Genomic DNA, 20,257 nt, shown 5'->3' on the forward strand with positions numbered 1-20,257 from the left:
CCGAAGCAAACAGCGGATCGCCCATGCTCATCGACAGCGGCTCACCCCGGGCCATGGAGACCGTCGGCATCAGCCTGACGATCAACGGCGAGGTCCGCACCCTCGAGGTCGCCCCCTGGACGACGCTGCTCGATCTCCTGCGCGAACGCCTCGACCTGACCGGCACCAAGAAGGGCTGCGACCATGGCCAGTGCGGTGCCTGCACGGTGCTGGTGGACGGCAAGCGCATCAATTCGTGCCTGGCGCTGGCCGTGATGAAGGACGGCGCCACCGTCACCACCATCGAGGGCCTGACCGAAGCCGGCACCCTGCACCCGCTCCAGGCCGCCTTCGTGGAGCACGACGCCTTCCAGTGCGGCTATTGCACCCCCGGCCAGATCTGCTCCGCGGCCGGGATGATCGCCGAAGGTCATGCCCGGTCGCGGGACGAGATCCGCGAGGCGATGAGCGGCAACATCTGCCGCTGCGGCGCCTACACCAACATCGTCGACGCCATCGAGGACGTGATGCAGTCGGGAGCCGCCCGATGAACCGCTTCGATTACGTCCGCGCCGGCACCGTGGCCGAGGCCGTGCAGGCCGTGGCCGGCGGCGGCCGCTTCATCGCCGGGGGCACCAACCTCGTCGACCTGATGAAGTACAACGTCGAGCGGCCAGGGCGCCTCGTCGACATCACCCGCCTGCCGCTGGATGCCATCGAGGAGCACGAGGGCGGGCTTCGCCTCGGCGCGCTCGTCACCAACGCCACGGCCGCCCACGATGCGCGCATCGTAGAGCGCTACCCCGTCCTGGCCAACGCGATCCTGGCCGGTGCGTCGGGCCAATTGCGCAACGCGGCCACCACCGGCGGCAACCTCAACCAGCGCACCCGCTGCTATTATTTCTACGACGAGGCGACGCCCTGCAACAAGCGCGAGCCCGGCAGCGGCTGCCCGGCCATCGGCGGCGTCAACCGCATCCACGCGATCTTCGGGGCCAGCGACGCCTGCATCGCCACGCACCCGTCCGACATGTGCGTGGCGTTGGCCGCCCTCGACGCCGTGGTGCGGGTGGCCGGCCCCGGCGGCGAGCGCAGCATCCCGTTCGCCGACTACCACCGTCTGCCGGGCGACACGCCCCACATCGACACCACCCTGGCACCCGACGAGATCGTCCTTTCGGTGGACCTGCCGGAGCAGGATGCGGCCTCGCATTACACCTACCTCAAGCTGCGCGACCGGCTCTCCTACGCCTTCGCGCTCGTGTCGGTGGCGGCCGTGCTCGATCTCGACGGCGATACCATCCGGGCGGGCCGCTTCGCTCTGGGCGGCGTCGCCCACAAGCCCTGGCGCAACCCGCAAGCCGAAGCCTCGCTCCGGGGCAAGCCGGCGACGGCCGAGACCTTCGAGGCCGCCGCCGCCATCGTCGTCGCCGAGGCCGAGCCCCAGTCGGGCAACGCCTTCAAGGTCGAACTCGCGCGACGCGCCATCGTGCGGGGCCTCTCCCAGGCCGCCGCCGGCACGCCCCAGTCGATCTCCGACAAGCGCATCGCGTAAAGGTCACAGCCTCATGGTCACCACCATCAGCTCCACCGGCACCGACCGTTACGTCGGCACCGCCCACAGCCGCGTCGACGGTCCGGCCAAGGTCACGGGCCTTGCCAAATACGCCGGCGAGTTCGCCGCCCCCGACCTCGCCCACGGCTACGTCGTCTCCGGCGGCATCGCCAAGGGCAGGATCACCGCCATCGAGACGGCCGAGGCCGAGGCGGTGCCCGGCGTCATCAAGGTCTTCACTCACGAGAACCGGCCGCGCACGGCCTGGCTCGACTACAACTACCGCGACGCGGTGGCACCCCCCGGCTCGCCGTTCCGGGCGCTCTACGACGACGTGATCCACTACAGCGGCCAGCCGGTCGCCCTGGTGGTGGCGGAGGACTTCGAGACCGCCCGCCATGCCGCCTCGCTGGTGAAGGTTGCCTATGCCGCCGAGGTGCCGGCCACCGACGTCGATGCCCAGGCCGAATTCGCCTACGACCCGCCAAAGAAGCGCGCCGGGATCAAGCCGCCGCCCCAGCCCTGGGGTGACGCGACGGCGGCCTACGAGGCCGCGCCGGTGAAGCTCTCCAACGATTACCGCCTCGCCGTCGAGCACCACAACCCGATGGAGCCGCACGCCTCCACCGTGGTCTGGGACGGTAACGGGCGCATCACCGTCTACGACAAGATCCAAGGCGTCTCGAACAGCCAGGGCTACATCGCGGCGGTGTTCGGGATGAAGAAGGACGAGGTGCGGGTGCTCAACCCCTACCTCGGCGGCGGCTTCGGCATCGGCCTGCGCCCGCAATACCAGCTCTTCCTCGCCGTGATGGCCGCGCGCGACCTCGAACGCTCGGTGCGCGTGACCCTGACCCGCGACCAGATGTTCACCTTCGGCTACCGCCCCGACGTGCGCCAGCGCGTCAGCCTCGGGGCCGATGCCACCGGCAACCTCCAGTCGCTGCGCCACGACGCCCTCTCGGGCACTTCGCGCTTCGAGGATTACCAGGAGGTCGTCGTCAACTGGTCGGCCATCCTCTACGATTGCGACAACGTCGCCTTGAGCTACAAGCTCGCGCAGATCGACACCTACACGCCGGCCGACATGCGTGCGCCCGGCGCGGTGACCGGCGTCCTCGCCCTCGAGATCGCCATGGACGAGCTGGCCTATGCCACCGGCCAGGACCCGGTGGCGCTGCGCCTGGCCAATTATTCCGAGCGCGACCGCACCGAGGGCAAGCCGTTCGGCTCCAAGGCCCTGCGCGCCTGCTACGCGCAAGGGGCCGAGCGCTTCGGCTGGGAGCGGCGCAACCCGGAGCCGCGCTCCATGACGGAGGGGCGCGAGCTGGTGGGCTGGGGCATGGCCACCGGCGTGTGGGAAGCCCTGATGCAGCAGTCGAGCGCCCAGGCGACCCTGACCTCGGACGGCAAGCTCGTGGTCGGCAACTCCACCGGCGACATCGGCACCGGCACCTACACCATCCTGACGCAGATCGCCGCCGAAGTGCTGGGCCTGCCGATGGAGGACGTCACGACCAAGCTCGGCGACACCGATCTGGCCGAGGCGCCCGTGGCCGGCGGCTCCTGGACCGCCGCCTCGTCCGGCACCGCCGTGATGAAGGCCTGCCGCAAGATCGCCGCCGACGTCTTCGCCATGGCCCGCGCCATGGACGACTCGCCGCTGGCCAACGTCGACTTCGACCGCGTGGTCTTCGAGGGCGGCCGCATCGCGGTGGCCGGGGACCCGTCGCGCAGCGTCTCGCTCGTCGACGCCATGACGGCGGGTGCCGTCGACAAGGTCGAGGCGACCGAGTCCGCCGGGCCGGACTCCGGCCACGCCAAGGAGTTCGCGGCCTATACCCACTCGGCGATCTTCGTGGAGGTGAAGGTCGACGAGGACCTCGGCCAGGTGCGGGTGACCCGCGTGGTCTCGGCCATCGCGGCGGGCAAGATCATCAATCCCAAGACTGCACGCAGCCAGATCCTGGGCGGCGTCGTCATGGGTATCGGCTCGGCCCTCGAAGAGGAGTCGATGCTCGACCACACCATCGGTCGGTTCATGAACCACAACCTCGGCGAGTATCACGTGCCGGTGAACGCCGACATCCAGAACCTCGACGTGATTTTCGTCGAGGAGGAGGACAAGGCCAATCCGATGGGCGTGAAGGGCCTGGGCGAGATCGGCATCGTCGGCACGGCCGCCGCCATCGCCAATGCGGTGTTCCACGCCACCGGCAAGCGCATCCGCGATCTGCCCATCACCGTGGACAAGCTCATCGGCTGAGATCCATCGTCACCGGGTCGGCCCTGCCACCGGCCGGATCGGACACCTCGTCCGATCCGGCCTTTTTCGTGCGCGCCGTGGCTCCGCGCTTCGAATGTGGAGGGCCGCAAGGTATTTTATGGGTAGAGTGGAATCGTTCTCGATCGACGCCAGTCGACGATATAAGCATTACAATCTATAGGAATTCCAATATTGCGATCGCTGCTTGATCTTGCTGTGATCGGTCTTCATTCAGGTCGCCGGAACGGGTGATCGACGGAGGCCGGAATGGTGGAACGGGTGCTGACGACGATCCGTCAGTGGGGGCAGATCGCGTGGTGGGACGGCTCCTGCCTCGATCTGCGCCTCCACCGCCTCGCCGGGTTCATCGACCGCGACGGCGCCGACCCCGCGCTGGCGCCCGCGCGGGAGGTCCGCCATGGCCGCTGATCGCGTGAATCGGCCGTGTGCCGCCGCCGCCGCGACCCGGGCCGACCTCGACGAGGCGATCCGGCGGGCGTTCTGGACCGTGCTGCATCGCGGTCCCTTGCCGCCGATGGACGCCCTGCAGGTGGCCGCCCGCACGATCGGTACCCTTTACCGCCAGATGGCGCAGGCTCACGACGGCCCCGGCGGTTGCGCCTGCGGCTGGGAGCCGGACCCGGACGGCGATCTCGTGGTGCTCGAAGCCCAGCTCGCCGCCGCCCTGCTGCAACCGCCGTCGCAGGATCTCGCCCAGATGGCCACGATGGGCCAGGCCTGACGCCGTCTCCTTCCGCTGAAACCGCGGGTTCCTGCGGCCTCGGCGTCGCACGGGTCGGTGGGGTTCCTCTTAACCCTCCCCGACTAGACTCTCCGGTGGCGCGACGTCAGGGCCGGGGCCGCGCGGGGAGAGTTCGGATGGACGGTTTCTATCGCGGCGTCGAGGCGTCGCTCCTGGCGCTGTCCCTCGCCCTCGGGCTCGGCGCATGGGTGGCGACCGCGCCGATCGGCACCACCGATGCGCTTCAGATCGCCGTCGTCCTGCCCATGCTGAGCGTCACCGCCGGCCACGACGGCCCCCCCCGGACCCCGGTTTCGGTGCCGCGATAACAGGCATCCGGTGTCGTGCCGCACGCGGCGCGATATTTATCGCCGGTAACCGCGTTCGTTCTGCAACTGAATACGGTTTTCGCGCTTTATTTGTCCGACGGTCGGGACGATCTGGAGCCGGTGACGGGCCGGGTCATCGCCGGAGCGCCGAATGCGGTGTTTCCAGGTCAAGGCAGGCGGACGAGAAGATCATGAGCGCGAAGAACACGAGCCTGGCCGCCCTCGCGGCGGGCGTCGCTATGGCGTTTGCCCTGGCCGGCGTTCAGCCCGCCACGGCCGCCCCCGAGGCGGTCACCACCAAGGTCGCCCAGGTGTCGAGCGCCGACACCCAGCCGGCGCTCTCGCCCGATACCGGTGACGACGCCGCCAATTGTAGCCGTGCCCGCCGCCGCCTCTGGGTCGATGGCGAAGGCTGGATCGTGCGCCGCGTCACCACCTGCCGCTGAGCCGGCCGTTTTCGTCCGCCGACCTGGCGTCGTCCCACCGCGAAGCCCGTCCCACCACGTTCGCCTACGCAGTCTTCGCCCCTGGCGCTATGGTGCCGTTCGGAACGACTCTCTCCCTCGCAGTGTTCATGGATTGGGTTAAGCAATCCTTACCGCGCGGGCAGGAGTACGGCGTATGAGGTGGTCGCAACGGATGTCGCTAAGGGCGCTCGGTTCGGTTCTGGTCCTGGCCAGCGCCACTGCCGGCGTGTCGGCGCAGGGCTATTACGGCGGCTCCCGCTCGGTCGTCTACGGCCCGTCCTACGGCCATGGATTCGCTGAGCCGGCGATCCGGGGCGACTACATCGGCGCCCCCCTCACCCGGTTTCCGTCCCCCAGCGACATCGTTCCGCCCGCCTGGGGCTACGGCACCTACGGCATTCCCACCGCGAGCGGAATCCGTGCCGCGCCCGCCGGTGTCCCCACCGTCTACGTCATCGATGCGCCCGCCCGCAGGAGCGGCCTTGCCGGCGACGACCGTACGAGCCGTCCGGGCGTCGCATACGATGCCCGTCGTGGATACGGCGGCGGTGCGCGCGTGATCTCGGTCTCGGTGCCCCGGCGCTGATTGGGGCTGCATCGGGACCGTCGGCGGGTGGATTTGGCAACCCATTAAGGTGTTGCGGTTAGTCTGAGGGGGAATCGTCTCCCTTGGACAGATCCGGACGCCATGCACATCGTCATCGTCGATTCCAGCCGCGTCGTCCTCAAGATCGTCGCCGGGTTGCTGGAACCGCACGGTCACACGGTCGGCGTGTTCACGAACTCTGCCGAGGCGCTCGATTACGTCACCCAGACCGCCTCGGTGCGCGTGCTCATCACCAGCCTCGAGGTCCGGCCCCTGAGCGGGCTCGAATTGTGCTGGTCGGCCCGCCTCCTGGCCGAGGCCAACCGCCCGCTCTACGTCATCACCATGTCCTCGGCCCGCAACGCGCGCAATCTGGCCGAGGCTCTGGACAGCGGGGCCGACGACTTCATCGAGAAGCCGCCGGGTGCCGAGGAACTCCACGCCCGCCTGCGCGCCGCCGAGCGCCTCACCACCATGCAGAGCGAACTGATCCGGCTCGCCGACACCGATCCCCTCACCGGCCTCCTCAACCGCCGCGCCTTCCTCAAGCGCGTCCACGAGGCGGCCGAGCGCGTCGGCAACCACGGCCGAATGAGCGCCATCATCGCCGATATCGACTTCTTCAAGCGCATCAACGACGAGCACGGCCACGACGTCGGCGACACCGCCCTGCAGAGCGTCGCCCGCGAACTGGCCGCAGACGGCATCGTCGGGCGCCTGGGCGGCGAGGAATTTGCCATTGTGCTGCCCAACAAGACCCTTGCCGAGGCCGAAGCCGCCGCCGGCCGCCTGCGCCTCGTCATCGAGTCCCTGCGGCTGCGGGGCGCCAAGACACCCATCCGCGTCACCTGCAGCTTCGGCGTCAGCGAATGGTCGGAGGGCGACACCGTCGAGGGCATGATCAAGCGGGCCGACATCGCCGTCTACGAAGCCAAGGTGGCCGGGCGCAACCGCGTCGTCTCCGCCACCACCGATCTCCTCCTCGAGCGGGCCGGCTGAGCGGACGGACGCCGCCGCCCGTGTGCCTTGCGGTCGGCACGCCTAGTCGCCCGCGAGCCAAGGTGGTTGACGGGGCGCCGCCCGGTCGTGCAAGCGGCTGGCCGATGTCGCCGATATCTCCCGGCGTTCCGTCGCACAGCGCGAGGATGATGCATGACGAGCCTCGCCGAACCCGCGGCGCAGGCCGCACGCCGTGTCGGCGGTGAGATCTGGCCGATCACCGATCACGTCGTGGTGTGCCGCTATCCCGTCTCGACCTCGCTGCCGATCCCGCTGGCGGTGCTGGCGCCCGGCGGCCTCGACCTCGTGACCTGGACCTTCGCCGGCATGGGCGAGGCCGGGAGCGGGGGGCAGGCACCGGTGGCGCTCCTGGTCCTGGCCGGTCCCGATGCCGCCACCGCCCTGCGCGAGGCCGGCGAACTGGCGCTGGCGACGCATTTCCACGATCTCGCCATCGCCGTTCCCCGCTCCGGCACCGCCCAGGCCCTCACCGCCGTCGAGCGCGAGGCGCTGTGCGTGGCCGTCCTCTCGGCGATCGTGCCCGAAACGGTGGGGCCGCTGTCGAAGCTCCTGCCGATGCTGCGGCCGGTGATCGACGCCCTGCCGGTGCCGGAGACGGCCCCGGAACTGACCGTGTCGGGCGAGGGCGCCTCGACGGTGACGCTGGCGGGCTTTTCGGTGCCGAACTACCTCCTCCTGCGCGGGGACGGCGATCTGTCCTGTGCCCGCGTCGCCTCGGCGCGGGTGCGGCCGGGAGGCGACGTCCGCACCGATCTGACCCTGGACACCGTCTGGGGGCGGCCGTGCGGCACGCGGCCCGACCGGGCGATCCTCCTCACGGAGGCGGGCTTTTCCACCGCCCGCATCGTGGCGGCCCCCGCCCCGCGATGAGTGCGGACACGATCCTCGTCCTGGCGCCGATGCCGCCCTTCCCCACGAGCGCGGGCAACCGCCGCCGCCTCGTGACCACCTGCCAGTCCCTGCAGCGGGCCGGCTTTGCCGTGGACCTCGCCTACGTCGCCCACGAGGACCAGATCTACCGGCGGTTCGGCCAGCATCCGCCCACCGACATGGTGGCCACGGCGGCGTCGTTCCAGCGCAGCTTCCTGATCGAGGCGGACGAGACCATCCCCCTCAAGACGCGTGCGCGCTGCTTCGGCATCGACGACTGGTGCCCCCAGGCGGTCGGCGATTTCGTCGCCTGGTACCTGGCGGCCCACCCCGAGACCCGTACCGTCCTCGTCAACTACGTGTTCCTGTCGCGCGCGCTCGCCGCCGTCCCGCCCGGCGTCCTCACGCTGATCGACACCCACGACCGCTTCGCCGACCGGCAGCGGCAATACCGCCCGTTCCGGGCCGAGCCGAACTTCTTCTACACCGATACCGCCAACGAGACGATCGGCCTCGACCGCGCCGACATCGTGCTGGCGATCCAGTCCGAAGAGGCCGCCCACTTCCGCGCCCTGACCGCGAGCCGGGTGCACCTGCTGCCGCCGCGCTTCCTCGTCGAGGCTCCCTTCCGGACCCCGTCGCGCCTGGCGCGGCTCGGCTTCATCGGCCACGGCAACGATCCCAACCGCGTCTCGATCACCCGCTTCGTCGAGGCCTGGGCCGAGGGCTGGACGCCGGCGCGCCCGGAACTCGTGATCGCGGGCGAGATCTGCGCGAGCTTCGCCGGGCCCGTCCCGGCCGGGGTTCGCCTGGCCGGCTACGTCCCCTCGGTCGCGGCCTTCTACGAGGAGGTCGACCTCGTGGTGGCGCCGATGCTGATGGGCACCGGCCTCAAGATGAAGGTGGCCGAGGCCCTGTCCTTCGGCGTGCCGGTGGTGGGCACCGTGGTCGGCTTCGAGGGGTTCGATCCGCTCGTGCCGGCCCATCGCTGCGAGGGGGCGGAGGACGTCAAGGCGCAGGTTCTGTCCCTCGCCGGGGACGCGGACGGCCTCGCGGTCCTGGCCCGGGCCTGCGCCGACCTCTTCGCCACCTACAATGCCCGCGCCGAGGCTGCCGAGACGGACCTCGTGGCGATGATCCGCGACTGGCGGGCGCCGTCCCGCGACGGGCCGGTGCCCGAGCGGACCCGGCTCCGGGGCTGGCTCGCCAAGGCCGGCGACATGACCGATCGCGTGACGAGACCCTACGCCGCGATGTTCTCCGGCGGGGAGCCGAAGCCGGCCTCCGCCGAACCCGTCCCGCCGCCACCGGCCCCGCCGGCCGATCCCGCCCCGGAGCCCGTGGCGGTCCAGCGGTTCGGGACGGTGGTGCTCAGCGGCCTGGACTCCCTCGATTCGGCCCTGCGCGAGCATCCCGACCACGGCCGCCTCGTCGCCACCGAGCGCGTGCCGGCCGGAGCGGATGCCGCCGCCCGTGCCTATTCGCCCTCTCGCCGGCGCTGGTTCGCGACGGCCGCCGATGCGACGGCACCCCGGACCGCGGCCGCTCTTTCCGACGCCGGCTTTTGCGAGCGCCGCCTCGCCCTTTCCCCCGAATGGGTCCGCGACCGGGCGCTGCCGCGGGCCGTGCGCGAGGATCTCGCCCTGCTGCTTTCGCAGGCGGAGCCGGACTGGCGGGCACAGGCCCGTCTCGTCGGCATCTGCGACGGCATGCTCCTCCTCGCCACCGTGGTCCCGAGCCATTTCCTGACGGCACCGCGCGAAGCCGCGGTCTTCGCCGTCGACCGGGCCGGGCTGTCGGCCGGCGAGCGCATGGGGGCGGCCTTCGCCGAGACGGCGGCCGGATGGGGCGCTGCCTTCACCGCCCGGCGCCGCGACGAGCTGACCCCGGTGCCCGCCACCCTGCGCCTCGACCACGACCTGTCTCAGGCCGTCCCCGGCGACCGCATTCTCGTCCTTACCGATGACATGATCGGCGTGCTTGACCTCGCCGGCCCCAACGGGCCCGGAAGCCCGCCATGACCATCACCATCGACACCGTCGATCCCGCCGCCGGCCGCCGCGTCGCCCTCGTCGAGGCCGCGCTGATCTGGAACCACCTGGCGCTCAACGACGTGCGCATCGGCTTTCGCGATGTCGCCGCGCCCCGGGTCAGCGTGGTGATCGTCTCGCACGGGGCCGGCCCGCTCCTGGCGCTGACCCTCTACCGCCTCGCCGCGCAGCAGGACCTCGCCGGGGTCGCCTTCGAGGTGATCGTCGTCGACAACGCCTCGGATGCCGAGACGCGCACGCTGTTCTCCCGCCTCGACGGTGCGCGCGTGGTGCAGAACGCCGAGAACGTCGGCTTCGGGCCGGCCTGCAACGCCGGGGCGGCGCTGGCGCGGGCCCCCCACATCCTGTTCCTCAACCCCGACATCGACCTGATGCCGGGGGCGATGAAGGCGCTGGTCGACACCCTCGAGGAGTTCGACGAGGTCGGCATCGTCGGCGCACGCCTCGTCTTCCCCGGAGGCATCCTGCAGGAGGCCGGCGCGAATTTTCGCGACGACGAGCAGGTTACCCATCCCTACGGTCGCGGCTGGACCGATCCCTTCGCCGCCGAGGCCGGGTTCGCGCGCGACGTCGGCTACGTCTCCGGGGCGGTGCTGCTGATCGAGCGGGCGCTGTTCGAGGAGCTCGGCGGCTTCGACGACCGCTACGCACCGGCCTATTTCGAGGACACCGACCTGTGCGTGCGGGTCCTGCAGAAGGGCCGGCGGGTCGTCTACCAGCCCCGCGCCACCGCCATCCACGTCGAGAACGCCACCTCGCCCCGGCGCGAGGACGTCGAACGCCTGCTCGACCGCAACCGCGCCCTGTTCCGCGAGCGGCACGGGGCCTGGCTGTTCGAGCAGGGCCCGCAGCGCCGGGGGTTCGGCGGCCGCGACCAGGACGCCTTCGCCCTGCGCGTGCTGGTGGTCGACGACTTCACCCCGCACCAGGACCTCGGGGCCGGCCTGCCCCGGGCCAACGGCGTGCTCAACGCCATGGCCGACCTCGGCTACGCGGTGACCTTCTGCTCGGTGTTCGGCACGGGCGAGGAGCCGGCCGCCCGCCGCCGCGACCTCTCCACCCGCATCGAGGTCATCGACCCCTGCGGCCCCGAGGGGATCGCCAAGCTGATCCAGGAGCGGCCGGACTATTACGACGTGCTCTGGGTCAGCCGCCCGGCCAACATCGACCTCGTCTGCCAGATCGTCGACGACCTCGGCCTGACCCTGCGCCGGGTCGGACGCTCGCGGGTGATCTTCGATTCGGAGGCGCTGTTCGCCGTGCGCGCCTTCGTCACCGCCGCCTTGAACGGCGAGGCCGCCAACGCCGCGACCCTCGCCCGCGAGGCGAGGCGCGAGACCCGCAACTTTCCTCGCGCCGATCACGTCGTCTGCGTCTCGCAGGCCGAGGCCGGCCTCGTCGCCCGCTACGGACGCGCTAATGCCGCCGTGCTCGGGCACGCCCTGGCGCCGCGCCCCGACCCGCCCGGGTTCGCGGGGCGGCACGGATTCCTGTTCATCGGGTCCCTGGCCTTCGCCCACGAGCCCAACGTCGATTCCCTGGTCTGGCTTCTCGACGCGGTCTGGCCGCGCCTGCGCCGCCGGCTGCCCGAGGCCCGTTTCGACGTGGTCGGGCAGGTGGCGCCCGCCGTGGCCGAGCGCCTGGCCCGGCCGGGCGTGACCGTGCACGGCCGGGTGGCCGATCCCGGCCCGCTGTTCGATGCCGCCCGGGTCTCGGTGGCCCCGACGCGATTTGCCGCCGGCATCCCGCACAAGGTCCACGAGGCGGTCTCGCGCGGCCTGCCGGGGGTGGTCACGCCGATCCTCGCGGACCAGATCGGCTGGCCGGAGGGCACCGGCTACCGCGTGCGCGACTGGCGCGACCCGGAGGGGTTCGCCGATGCCCTGGTCCACCTGCACGAGGACCGCGCCACCTGGGAGGCCGTGCAGCGGGCCGGCCTCGAGCGCCTGCGCATCGACTGCGCGCCCGCCCCCTACGCCACCCTCCTGAGACGGCTCTGCGAGGCGCCGACATTCGCATGACCGACTCCCATAAGACCAACTCCCATAAGACCGAGCCACACACGACCGACGCCTCGCTCCGCCGGCGCGCCATCCGCCTCGTCACCGCCGCCTACCGGCGGGCCACCCTCGGCCCGGTGCCGAGGTTGTTCGATGCGGTGTTCTACGAGCGCACCTATCCGGACGTCGTCGCCTCGGGCCTCGACCCGTACCTGCATTTCGTCCGGTCGGGGGCCGCCGCCGACCGCAACCCGAGCGCGGATTTCGACACCGCCTACTACCGCGACCAGAGCGGGCCCACCGCCCTCGATCCGGTGCGGCACTACATGAGCCTCGGGGTGAAGGCCGGCTTCGATCCGAGCCCGGCCTTCAGCACGGTGGCCTATCTCGCCCGCTATCCCGACGTGGCCAGGGCCGGCGCCAACCCGCTCCTGCATTTCCGCACCGACGGGCGGGCCGAACGGCGCATCGCCAGCCCGTCCCTGGCCCGGCCGCTCGACGCGGTCTTCCTGCGCGGCGTGCCCGAGGGACGGCAGTGGGCCTATCCCAACGCCCGCATCCCGCGCTTCTGCCTGAGCCTCCTGCGCAATGCGCCGGTGGCGGCCTGCACCCAGGCGGCGGCCCGGATCTGCCTGCTCCTCACCCTCGACGGGTCCGAGGTCGATGTCCTGACGCACAATCTGGCCGCCTTCGCCGATTCCGCCCTCGACAGTCTCGCCATCGAGATCGACATGCGCCTGCGGCTGCACCCGCCCAACCCGACCCTGGCGCTCACCCTGGAATCCTGCTTCCACGGCGCCAGGGATGCCGACGGCACCACCCTCGTGCGCTACGCCGAGGCGCGGCTGTGGGACCTCGCCCCGGACATCCCCCGGCTCAAGGCCTCGTTCCCGCCCGGCTGCCTCGCCGTGCGCGAGCTGGCGTGATCCCCGCGACCTCGTCCAGGGACGCCGAGACCTTCGACAGAAGGGGCGGGAAAGCGGATCGAGGTCTAGGGGCCTTTCGGCGAAGCGGCGTTCGCTCCGCTTCGGGACGAGGCCGCACGGCGTGGGATCGGATCGACGGCGGGAGGCCGTTTCCGGCGCCGAGACGCGCCCCGCCGGTACCGGCGTGTTGACCCCCCGGCCTTCCGTGCTAGTCCGGCGCGACATCCCGCCCCCGATCACGCCCTCCCAACGCCTTGGCGCCCGAGTCTCGATGACCGCTCCCCCGACCGTCCCCGCCCCGCCCGAGCGCTACAACGCCAAGGACGCCGAGCCGCGCTGGCAGGCGGCCTGGGCGCAAGCCGGGATCGACCGGACCCGCAACGACGACCCGCGCCCGACCTATTACGTGCTCGAGATGTTCCCCTACCCGTCCGGGCGCATCCACATGGGCCACGTGCGCAACTACGCCATGGGCGACGTGGTGGCCCGCTACAAGCGCGCGCGCGGCTTCAACGTGCTGCACCCGATGGGCTGGGACGCCTTCGGCCTGCCGGCCGAGAACGCGGCGATGGAGCGGGGCGTGAACCCGCGCGACTGGACGCTGGCCAATATCGCCAGCATGCGCGCCCAGTTGCAGGCGATGGGCCTGTCCCTCGACTGGAGCCGCGAGATCGCCACCTGCGAGCCCGGCTATTACAAGCACCAGCAGCGCATGTTCCTCGACTTCCTCGACAAGGGGCTGGTGACGCGCCGCACGGCCAAGGTGAACTGGGACCCGGTCGACCACACGGTGCTGGCCAACGAGCAGGTGATCGACGGGCGCGGCTGGCGCTCGGGCGCCCTGGTGGAGAGCCGCGAGCTGACGCAGTGGTTCTTCAAGATCACCGACTTCGCGCAGGACCTCTACGACGCCCTCGACGGGCTGGAGCGGTGGCCCGAGAAGGTCCGGGTGATGCAGAAGAACTGGATCGGCCGCTCCGAGGGGCTGGAGGTCCGGTTCGACCTCGACGGCCGCGACGGCGGCATCCTGGTCTACACCACCCGCCCCGACACCCTGTTCGGCGCCAAATTTCTGGCCGTGGCGGCGGATCATCCGATCGCGGCGGCGGTCGCCGCCGGCGCGCCCGACTTGCAGACGTTCATCGAACAGTGCCGCCGCACCGGCACCGCCCAGGCCGCCATCGACACCGCCGAAAAGCTCGGGTTCGACACCGGGCTCAAGGTCCGCCACCCCCTCGACCCGTCCTGGCTGCTGCCGGTCTACGTCGCCAACTTCGTGCTGATGGACTACGGCACCGGCGCCGTGTTCGGCTGCCCGGCCCACGACCAGCGCGACCTCGACTTCGCCAAGAAATACGGGCTCGGCAACACGCCGGTGGTCTGCCCCGAGGGACAGGACGCCGCCAGCTTCGTGATCACCGACACGGCGTTCGACGGCGACGGCCGGATGATCAACTCGGCCTTCCTCGACGGCATGAGCACCGGCGACGCCTTCAAGGCCGTGGCCGACCGCCTCGAGGCGCAGGGCGTCGCATCGCGAAAGGTGCAGTTCCGCCTGCGCGACTGGGGCGTCTCGCGCCAGCGCTACTGGGGCTGCCCGATTCCGATCGTCCATTGCGAGGCCTGCGGCCCGGTCGGCGTGCCGGTGGCCGACCTGCCGGTGACCCTGCCCGAGGAGGTCTCGTTCGACGTGCCCGGCAACCCGCTGGAGCGCGACCACGCCTGGCGCAACGTGCCCTGCCCCCGCTGCGGCGCGGCGGCCCGGCGCGAGACCGACACCATGGACACCTTCGTCGATTCGTCCTGGTACTACGCCCGCTTCACCGCCCCCTGGCTGGCGGAGGCCCCCACCGACCGGGCGCAGGTCGACCGCTGGCTGCCGGTGGACCAGTACATCGGCGGCATCGAGCACGCGATCCTGCACCTGCTCTACGCCCGCTTCTTCATGCGGGCGATGCAGGCCACCGGCTGGTCCGGCGTGTCGGAGCCCTTCGACGGACTGTTCACGCAAGGCATGGTCGTCCACGAGACCTACAAGGACGAGGCCGGGGCCTGGGTGCCGCCGGCCGACATCCGCTTCGAGACGCGCGACGGGGAGCGCACGGCGTTTCACGTGAAAACATCGGCGCCGGTGGCCATCGGCGCCATCGAGAAGATGTCGAAGTCGAAGAAGAACGTGGTCGACCCCGACGACATCATCGCCAGCTATGGTGCCGACACCGCGCGCTGGTTCATGCTCTCGGATTCGCCCCCTGAGCGCGACGTGATCTGGACCGAGGACGGGGTGCAGGGCGCCGGTCGCTTCGTGCAGAAGGTCTGGCGCCTCGTCTCCCAGGCGGCCGTTATCGCGGGCGCCGCTGGCCCGGCCGACGCCATCCTGCGCAAGGCCGCCCACAAGGCCCTGGCGGCGGTGGAAGAGGATGTCGAGCGCCTGCGCTTCAACCGCTGCGTCGCCCATATCTACACCCTGGCCAACGCGCTGGAGGAAGCCCTCAAGACCGGGATCTCCCAGGCTACGGCCCGGGAGGCGGCGGGCATCCTGGTGCAGCTCGTGGCCCCGATGATGCCGCATCTGGCCGAAGAATGCTGGTCGGCGCTCGGCGGCGAGGGCCTGGCGGCACAGGCGCCCTGGCCGGTGGTGGACCGCGCGCTGCTGGTGGAGGACGAGATCACCCTGCCCGTCCAGATCAACGGCAAGAAGCGGGCGGACGTCACCGTGCCGGCGGGCGCCGACGCCACGGCGGTCGAGGCGCTCGTGCTGGCCGCCGAGGCGGTCCTGAAGGCCTTGGAGGGCCGCACGCCGCGCAAGGTCATCGTGGTGCCGGGCCGGATCGTGAACCTGGTGGTGTGACCGACCGTGATCGTCTTGGCGCCTTGCCTCTCGTTCGGCTGCCGCCCTCGTGCCGCCGCAGGGGAATCGTAAAGCTTGGGGCCTTATACGGGTGACGCGAAGCCGCCGATCGCCGTAAGACGGGGTCGCGGGACTCCAGCCGGGACGATGGCGAGCATGATGCGTGTGACGAAGCGGATGGCGGTGCGGATCGCCCTTGTCGGCGCCCTCTCCCTTTCCCTGTCGGCCTGTTTCCGCCCCCTCTACGGCCCGACCACGTCCGGCGAGTCGATGTCGGCGCTGCTGGCCTCGATCCAGGTCGACGACATCACCATGGCCCAGGGCCAGGAGCGGATCGGGCACTACCTGCGCAGCGAGCTGATCTTCGATCTCGACGGATCGGGCACGCCCGCGCCCAAGCGCTACCGCCTGAAGATGCAGGGCAGCGAGTCGGTGCAAACCCCGATCGTCTCCTCCACCACCGGCCGGGCCGAGGCCGGCACCATCATCGGCACGGTGAAGTACGCCCTGGAGAACCTCGACGGCACCAAGATCATCACCGAAGGCGTCGCCACCGGCACCGCCACCTACGACCGCTCGATCCAGCGCTTCGCCTCGCTGCGCGCCGCCCGCGACGCCGAGATCCGCCTCGCCAAGGTGCTCTCCGAGCAGATCAAGACCCGGCTCGCCTCCGTGCTGGTGACGAAACCCTGATCCGCCGAGCCCCGCCCCTCCCATGACGATCGTCAAGGCCCACGAGGTCGAGGGCCTGATCCGGCGCGGGCTCGATCCGCGCATCGGCGTCATCCTGGTCTACGGCCCCGACACCGGCATGGTGTTCGACCGGGCCAAGCGCCTGGCCGAGGCCTTCGTGGCGGACCCGGCCGACCCCTTCGCCCTCGTCAAGATCGACGGCGACACCCTGGCGCAGGACGCCGGACGCCTCGCCGACGAGGCCGGCACGGTCGGCCTGTTCGGCGGTGCCCGCACGATCTGGGTGCGGCCGGGCAGCCGCAACTATGCGCCCGCCGTGGAGGCGGTGCTCGGCGCCCCCCTCGTCGACACCCGCATCGTGGTGGAGGCGGGCGACCTCGCCAAGACCGCGCCCCTGCGGACCCTGTGCGAACGCTCGGCGCGGGCGCTGGCCCTGCCCTGCTACCCCGACGACGAGCGGGCGCTGGCCGAGCTCATCGACCGCACCCTGCAGGAGAGCGGCCTGCGCATCGCCCGCGAGGCCCGCGAGGTGCTGGCGGCGAGCCTCGGCGGAGACCGCCGCGCCAGCCTCGGCGAGATCGAAAAGCTCGCCCTCTACGCGCAGGGCCAGGGGCAGGTCAGCCTCGACGACGTCGAGGCGGTGGTGAGCGATGTCGCCGGCAGCGTCCTCAACACGCTGATCGATGCCGCCTTCGCCGGCCGCACCGCCGAGGTCGAGCGTGACTACCGCCGCTTCCGCCACGAGGGCATGGACCCCTCGGTGATGCTCGGCAGCGCGCTGCGCCACGCTCTCACCCTGCTCTCGACCCGGCTCGCCAACGAGCGCCAGAGTGCCGGCGCCATGGTGGCGACCTGGCGCGGTCTGCATTTCAAGCGCAAGCCCATCGTCGAGACGCAGCTCGCCCGCTGGTCGCCCCCCGCCCTGCGGCACGTCCTGCGCCTGCTCCAGGAGGCCGTGCTTGCCTGCCGGCGGTCGGATGCGGAACTGGCCCACGCCCAGGCCTCGGGCACCCTCCTGCGCATCGCGACGGAGGCGGCACGGCGCGGGTGATCGAGAGGGCCGGGGTCGGTCTCAATGGTGCCGGGCCAGGACTTCCTTCACCCGGGCCACCATCTCGTCCTCCTTCACCGAGAACTGGGCCGGCCGGGCGGCCTTCCATTCGGCGTTGCTGGCGATGTCCTGCGCCGCCTTGGCGCCCTCGATCAGATCCTTGATCTGGACCTCGCCGGCCTCGCGCTCGTTCGAACCCTGGATGATGGCGCAGGGGCTGCCGCGCCGGTCGGCGTATTTCATCTGTGCCTTCATGCCGGAGCTGCCGAGGTAGAGCTCGGCCCGGATGCCGTCCCCCCGCAGCCGCGCGACGAGGCGCTGGTAGTCGGCGATGTTTTCGCGATCCAGCACGAGGACTACCACCGGACCGGGCTTGGGCCGGCCCTGCAGCAGCGGGCTCCCGGTGAGTTGCAACGCCGAGAACAGCCGCGAGACGCCGATGGAGAAGCCGGTGGCCGGCACCGGCTCGGACCGGAACCGCCCGACGAGCCCGTCGTAGCGCCCACCGCCCGCCACCGAGCCGAAGCGCACGGTCTCGCCGGCCTCGTTGGTGACGGGGAAGGTCAGTTCGGCTTCGTAGACCGGGCCGGTGTAGTATTCGAGGCCGCGCACGACGGAGGGGTCGGCCCGAATGCGGTCGGAGCCGTAGCCGCCGGCCTCGCACAGACGCATCATCGCGTGCAGTTCGGCGATGCCCTCGTGGCCCGTCTCCGATGTCCCCACGACGTCCTTCCACGACCCGAAGAACTGGTCCCAGAAGGCGATGCGATCGCCGCCGACATGGGGGGCCGCCTCGAACGACACGTAGGCGAGGATCCGGGCGATGCCGGCCTCGTCGAGCCCCGCGCCCTTCGTGAAATCCCCGCTCTCGTCCTTGCGGCCCGGCCCCAGTAACTGGCGCACGCCGTCCGCACCCAGCCGGTCGAGCTTGTCGATCGCCCGCAGCACCGTGAGGCGCTGGCCGGCCTTGTCGGGGCCGGCGAGGCCGATGGCCTCCATCACGCCGTCGAGCACCTTGCGGTTGTTGACCTTGACCACGTAACGGCCGGCGAGCCCGAGCCTGTCCAGCGTGTCGGCCATGAGCATGCAGATCTCGGCGTCGGCCGCCACCGACCCGGCGCCGACGATGTCGGCGTCGAACTGCATGAACTGGCGGAAGCGCCCCGGCCCCGGCTTCTCGTTACGGAAGACGTAACCGTTGCGAAAGCTCCGATAGGGTTTGGGGAGCGCGTCGAAGTTCTCGGCCACGTGCCGGGCCAGCGGCGCGGTCAGGTCGTAGCGGAGCGACAGCCAGGACTCGTCGTCGTCCTGGAACGAAAAAACGCCCTCGTTGGGGCGGTCGAGGTCGGGCAGGAACTTGCCCAGTGCCTCTGTGTACTCGATGAACGGGGTCTCCAGCGCCTCGAAGCCGTAGAGCTCGAAGCTCGCCCGGATCGTCTCCAGCATCCGCCCCTGGGCGGCGATCTCGTCGGCCCGGCGGTCGACGAGGCCCCGCGGCAGACGGGGCTTCAGGATGTCGACCTTCTTGGAATCGGCCTGGGCCATGGGTGTCGCTTCATCTGTGGAGGGGTGAAAGGCATCGGAATGGTGGTCGACCAGCCTAACCCGCACCCCTCATCCTGAGGTGCCGCGAAGCGGCCTCGAAGGAGGGCTCCAGGGACCACGCAGCGCACTGGAGGTCTCCTTCGAGGCCCGCCGCCGCGGGCACCTCAGGATGAGGGACCGGTTCGGATCACGCGGAGTCCGACGGGTCGAAAGACGTGTTCGGCTCTATCGCGCGCCGATTGGGCGGGCAAGCGCCGCCCCGTCGTCTCTCTCCCTCTGCGGGAGAGGGAAGCGACCTCGCCGGACATGTCGCTCCCCTCGCCCGACCCGCTTCGCGGGCCACCCTCCTCCGCAGAGGGGGAAGGACGCGCGCAGTCTCGAACCGTCTGCCCCGTGAAGGAAGAATGCGATCGCCCACCATAGGTGGGACCGCCTCAGCCCTCCGCCGAGATCTTGAACCGCCGGCACAGGTCGTCGAGCTCGGCCTCCGACTCGTAGCGGATCCGGATCTCGCCGGTGCCGGTGCCCTTGGGCTTGAGGGAGACGCGCACCCCGAGGGCCCGGGCCATCGCCACCTCCAGCGAACGGTGGGCCGATTCGGCCTCCGGCGCCTTACGCGGGCGACCCGGACGGACAGTGTCGCCCTCCTGGGTCTCGGAGGCGGCCAGGGCCTCGACGTCGCGCACCGACAGGCCTTCGGCCACGATTCGGCGGGCCACCGCCTCCGGGTCCCTGACCGAGAGCAGCGCGCGGGCATGGCCGGCGGTGATCTCGCCGGCCACCACCCGCTCCTGGATCGCCGCCGAGAGCTGGAGCAGGCGCAGGGTGTTGGCGAGGTGGCTGCGGCTCTTGCCGAGGATCTCGGCGAGTTCGGTCTGGCTGTAGCGGAACTCGCTCATCAGCCGCTCGTAGCCAGCGGCCTCCTCGATGGCGTTGAGGTCGGCGCGCTGGACGTTCTCGAGGATCGCGTATTCGAGGGAGGTGCGGTCGTCGATCTCCACCGTGACGACGGGGACTTCGTTCAGCCCGGCGCGCTGGGCCGCCCGCCAGCGGCGTTCCCCGGCCACGATCTCATAGGTATCCGGCACGCCCGCCAGCGCCCGTACCACGATCGGCTGGATGATGCCGCGCAGCTTGATCGAGGTCGCGAGTTCGTCGAGCTCGGGGTCGTTGAAGCGCCTGCGTGGATTGCGCGGGTTGGGGCGCAGGAACTCCACCGCGACCTTGCGCTGCTCGTGGGACTTGCCGCCTTCGTCGCCGCCGAAATCGCCGATCAGGGCCGCGAGGCCGCGACCAAGCCGGGGCCGCACTACGTCATCCGCCATC

General features: G+C 70.9%; 18 protein-coding genes. 16 read left to right on the forward strand and 2 right to left on the reverse strand.

The window, feature by feature from the left end:
• The first annotated feature begins 23 nt into the window (after positions 1-23).
• The 16 genes from ASG40_RS04245 (at position 24) to holA (ending at position 17,386) form a co-directional block, all read left to right on the forward strand.
• Positions 24-530 (forward strand): (2Fe-2S)-binding protein, encoded by a 507-nt coding sequence (locus ASG40_RS04245; RefSeq protein WP_055880882.1) that lies wholly within the window; start codon positions 24-26, stop codon positions 528-530.
• On the forward strand, positions 527-1,534 hold the full coding sequence (locus ASG40_RS04250) for an FAD binding domain-containing protein (RefSeq protein WP_055880885.1): 1,008 nt from the start codon (positions 527-529) through the stop codon (positions 1,532-1,534). The genes ASG40_RS04245 and ASG40_RS04250 overlap by 4 nt, the downstream gene beginning before the upstream one ends.
• Positions 1,535-1,547: 13 nt before the next feature.
• Positions 1,548-3,800: a xanthine dehydrogenase family protein molybdopterin-binding subunit gene (locus ASG40_RS04255; RefSeq protein ID WP_055880890.1), complete on the forward strand. Its 2,253-nt coding sequence runs from the start codon at positions 1,548-1,550 to the stop codon at positions 3,798-3,800.
• Positions 3,801-4,067: 267 nt separating this feature from the next.
• Positions 4,068-4,229: a hypothetical protein gene (locus ASG40_RS21000; RefSeq protein ID WP_156387536.1), complete on the forward strand. Its 162-nt coding sequence runs from the start codon at positions 4,068-4,070 to the stop codon at positions 4,227-4,229.
• Positions 4,219-4,542: a hypothetical protein gene (locus ASG40_RS04260; RefSeq protein WP_055880893.1), complete on the forward strand. Its 324-nt coding sequence runs from the start codon at positions 4,219-4,221 to the stop codon at positions 4,540-4,542. The genes ASG40_RS21000 and ASG40_RS04260 overlap by 11 nt, the downstream gene beginning before the upstream one ends.
• A gap of 137 nt (positions 4,543-4,679) precedes the next feature.
• Complete coding sequence (locus ASG40_RS04265) at positions 4,680-4,871, forward strand: hypothetical protein (RefSeq protein ID WP_055880896.1); 192 nt, start codon at positions 4,680-4,682, stop codon at positions 4,869-4,871.
• A 191-nt stretch (positions 4,872-5,062) separates the two neighbouring features.
• Positions 5,063-5,317 (forward strand): hypothetical protein, encoded by a 255-nt coding sequence (locus ASG40_RS04270; protein WP_082523878.1) that lies wholly within the window; start codon positions 5,063-5,065, stop codon positions 5,315-5,317.
• A gap of 193 nt (positions 5,318-5,510) precedes the next feature.
• Positions 5,511-5,924 carry a hypothetical protein gene (locus ASG40_RS04275; protein WP_055880900.1) on the forward strand — a complete coding sequence of 138 codons (414 nt, stop codon included), beginning with the start codon at positions 5,511-5,513 and terminating at the stop codon, positions 5,922-5,924.
• A gap of 102 nt (positions 5,925-6,026) precedes the next feature.
• On the forward strand, positions 6,027-6,923 hold the full coding sequence (locus ASG40_RS04280; protein WP_055880903.1) for a GGDEF domain-containing response regulator: 897 nt from the start codon (positions 6,027-6,029) through the stop codon (positions 6,921-6,923).
• A 153-nt stretch (positions 6,924-7,076) separates the two neighbouring features.
• A complete protein-coding gene (locus tag ASG40_RS04285) occupies positions 7,077-7,814 on the forward strand; it encodes a hypothetical protein (RefSeq protein WP_055880907.1) in 738 nt (245 codons plus the stop codon).
• Entirely contained in the window at positions 7,811-9,835 is a 2,025-nt protein-coding gene (locus tag ASG40_RS04290; protein ID WP_055880911.1) for a glycosyltransferase, read from the forward strand. The genes ASG40_RS04285 and ASG40_RS04290 overlap by 4 nt, the downstream gene beginning before the upstream one ends.
• The gene (locus ASG40_RS04295; RefSeq protein WP_055880914.1) at positions 9,832-11,886 is read left to right on the forward strand and encodes a glycosyltransferase; all 2,055 of its coding nucleotides are present in this window, start codon (positions 9,832-9,834) and stop codon (positions 11,884-11,886) included. Before ASG40_RS04290 ends, ASG40_RS04295 begins: the two co-directional genes overlap by 4 nt.
• Positions 11,883-12,791 carry a hypothetical protein gene (locus ASG40_RS04300; protein ID WP_055880917.1) on the forward strand — a complete coding sequence of 303 codons (909 nt, stop codon included), beginning with the start codon at positions 11,883-11,885 and terminating at the stop codon, positions 12,789-12,791. The genes ASG40_RS04295 and ASG40_RS04300 overlap by 4 nt, the downstream gene beginning before the upstream one ends.
• A gap of 271 nt (positions 12,792-13,062) precedes the next feature.
• Positions 13,063-15,642: a leucine--tRNA ligase gene (gene leuS, locus ASG40_RS04305; RefSeq protein ID WP_055880920.1), complete on the forward strand. Its 2,580-nt coding sequence runs from the start codon at positions 13,063-13,065 to the stop codon at positions 15,640-15,642.
• 156 nt (positions 15,643-15,798) lie between these two features.
• Entirely contained in the window at positions 15,799-16,335 is a 537-nt protein-coding gene (gene lptE / locus ASG40_RS04310; RefSeq protein WP_055880924.1) for an LPS assembly lipoprotein LptE, read from the forward strand.
• A 22-nt stretch (positions 16,336-16,357) separates the two neighbouring features.
• Positions 16,358-17,386 carry a DNA polymerase III subunit delta gene (gene holA / locus ASG40_RS04315; RefSeq protein ID WP_055880927.1) on the forward strand — a complete coding sequence of 343 codons (1,029 nt, stop codon included), beginning with the start codon at positions 16,358-16,360 and terminating at the stop codon, positions 17,384-17,386.
• Positions 17,387-17,407: 21 nt separating this feature from the next.
• Here the strand turns inward: holA and hisS are convergent, their stop codons facing one another.
• Together hisS and ASG40_RS04325 are read right to left on the reverse strand one after the other, a co-directional pair.
• On the reverse strand, positions 17,408-18,931 hold the full coding sequence (hisS, locus tag ASG40_RS04320) for a histidine--tRNA ligase (RefSeq protein ID WP_055880931.1): 1,524 nt from the start codon (positions 18,929-18,931) through the stop codon (positions 17,408-17,410).
• Between the two features lie 434 nt (positions 18,932-19,365).
• A complete protein-coding gene (locus tag ASG40_RS04325) occupies positions 19,366-20,256 on the reverse strand; it encodes a ParB/RepB/Spo0J family partition protein (RefSeq protein ID WP_055880936.1) in 891 nt (296 codons plus the stop codon).
• Position 20,257: the final 1 nt, after the last annotated feature.

The organism is Methylobacterium sp. Leaf399 (assembly GCF_001424525.1).
Taxonomy (GTDB): domain Bacteria; phylum Pseudomonadota; class Alphaproteobacteria; order Rhizobiales; family Beijerinckiaceae; genus Methylobacterium.

Coding starts and splice junctions, on each gene's coding strand:
- ASG40_RS04245 (WP_055880882.1), top strand. CDS start 24: ATGCTCATCGACAGCGGCTCACCCCGGGCCATGGAGACCGTCGGCATC.
- ASG40_RS04250 (WP_055880885.1), top strand. CDS start 527: ATGAACCGCTTCGATTACGTCCGCGCCGGCACCGTGGCCGAGGCCGTG.
- ASG40_RS04255 (WP_055880890.1), top strand. CDS start 1,548: ATGGTCACCACCATCAGCTCCACCGGCACCGACCGTTACGTCGGCACC.
- ASG40_RS21000 (WP_156387536.1), top strand. CDS start 4,068: ATGGTGGAACGGGTGCTGACGACGATCCGTCAGTGGGGGCAGATCGCG.
- ASG40_RS04260 (WP_055880893.1), top strand. CDS start 4,219: ATGGCCGCTGATCGCGTGAATCGGCCGTGTGCCGCCGCCGCCGCGACC.
- ASG40_RS04265 (WP_055880896.1), top strand. CDS start 4,680: ATGGACGGTTTCTATCGCGGCGTCGAGGCGTCGCTCCTGGCGCTGTCC.
- ASG40_RS04270 (WP_082523878.1), top strand. CDS start 5,063: ATGAGCGCGAAGAACACGAGCCTGGCCGCCCTCGCGGCGGGCGTCGCT.
- ASG40_RS04275 (WP_055880900.1), top strand. CDS start 5,511: ATGTCGCTAAGGGCGCTCGGTTCGGTTCTGGTCCTGGCCAGCGCCACT.
- ASG40_RS04280 (WP_055880903.1), top strand. CDS start 6,027: ATGCACATCGTCATCGTCGATTCCAGCCGCGTCGTCCTCAAGATCGTC.
- ASG40_RS04285 (WP_055880907.1), top strand. CDS start 7,077: ATGACGAGCCTCGCCGAACCCGCGGCGCAGGCCGCACGCCGTGTCGGC.
- ASG40_RS04290 (WP_055880911.1), top strand. CDS start 7,811: ATGAGTGCGGACACGATCCTCGTCCTGGCGCCGATGCCGCCCTTCCCC.
- ASG40_RS04295 (WP_055880914.1), top strand. CDS start 9,832: ATGACCATCACCATCGACACCGTCGATCCCGCCGCCGGCCGCCGCGTC.
- ASG40_RS04300 (WP_055880917.1), top strand. CDS start 11,883: ATGACCGACTCCCATAAGACCAACTCCCATAAGACCGAGCCACACACG.
- leuS (WP_055880920.1), top strand. CDS start 13,063: ATGACCGCTCCCCCGACCGTCCCCGCCCCGCCCGAGCGCTACAACGCC.
- lptE (WP_055880924.1), top strand. CDS start 15,799: ATGATGCGTGTGACGAAGCGGATGGCGGTGCGGATCGCCCTTGTCGGC.
- holA (WP_055880927.1), top strand. CDS start 16,358: ATGACGATCGTCAAGGCCCACGAGGTCGAGGGCCTGATCCGGCGCGGG.
- hisS (WP_055880931.1), bottom strand. CDS start 18,931: ATGGCCCAGGCCGATTCCAAGAAGGTCGACATCCTGAAGCCCCGTCTG.
- ASG40_RS04325 (WP_055880936.1), bottom strand. CDS start 20,256: ATGGCGGATGACGTAGTGCGGCCCCGGCTTGGTCGCGGCCTCGCGGCC.